The sequence below is a fragment of the Bacillus paralicheniformis genome, from assembly GCF_001042485.2.
Classification (GTDB): domain Bacteria; phylum Bacillota; class Bacilli; order Bacillales; family Bacillaceae; genus Bacillus; species Bacillus paralicheniformis.
On sequence record NZ_LBMN02000031.1, the window covers coordinates 1 to 733 of the forward strand.

A 733-nucleotide genomic window follows, 5' to 3' on the forward strand; every position below is an offset into this window, starting at 1 on the left:
GAATGGATTTGTGCTGGGGACGGTTGTTGAGCCTGCCAATATTCATGACAGCCAAGTGTTCACGACCCTGTTTCAACAGGTGAAAGAGCACGTCGCCAAGCCTCATACGGTCGCAGTTGATGCCGGATATAAAACGCCGTTTATCGCAAAATTTCTAAGTGATCAAAATGTCCATCCCGTCATGCCCTACACCCGACCACAAACTAAAAAAGGGTTCATGAGAAAACATGAATATGTATACGATGAATATTACGATGCTTATATTTGCCCTGACGATCATGTTCTGACATATCGCACAACCAACCGTGAAGGCTATCGGATTTATGCATCAGATCCAAACCGATGTGAACACTGTTCTTTTTTGAAGCAATGTACGGAAAGTCGAAATCATCGAAAGATGATTCACAGGCATCTCTGGCAGGATCATTTGGATGAAGCCGACCATCTTCGCTACACGGATGAGAATAGGCGAATCTACGCCAAACGCAAAGAAACGATCGAACGGGTTTTTGCGGATTTAAAACACAAGCATGGCCTGCGCTGGACAACCCTACGGGGTAAGAAAAAATTGTCCATGCAGGCGATGCTTGTTTTCACTGCCATGAATCTCAAAAAGCTGGCGAATTGGACTTGGAAAAGTCCAATTCGCCAGCATTCTCATCGAAAAAACAGAATAAATTGGACAAAAATAGGTCGGATTATAAAAATCCGACCTATTTTGTCAACAGTCTGA

Annotated in this window: 1 protein-coding gene; it reads left to right on the forward strand. The window is 43.7% G+C overall.

Annotation, left to right across the window (positions count from 1 at the left end):
• The coding region (locus ACH97_RS16500) for a transposase (RefSeq protein ID WP_145644074.1) at positions 1-733 on the forward strand (733 nt) is incomplete at its 5' end.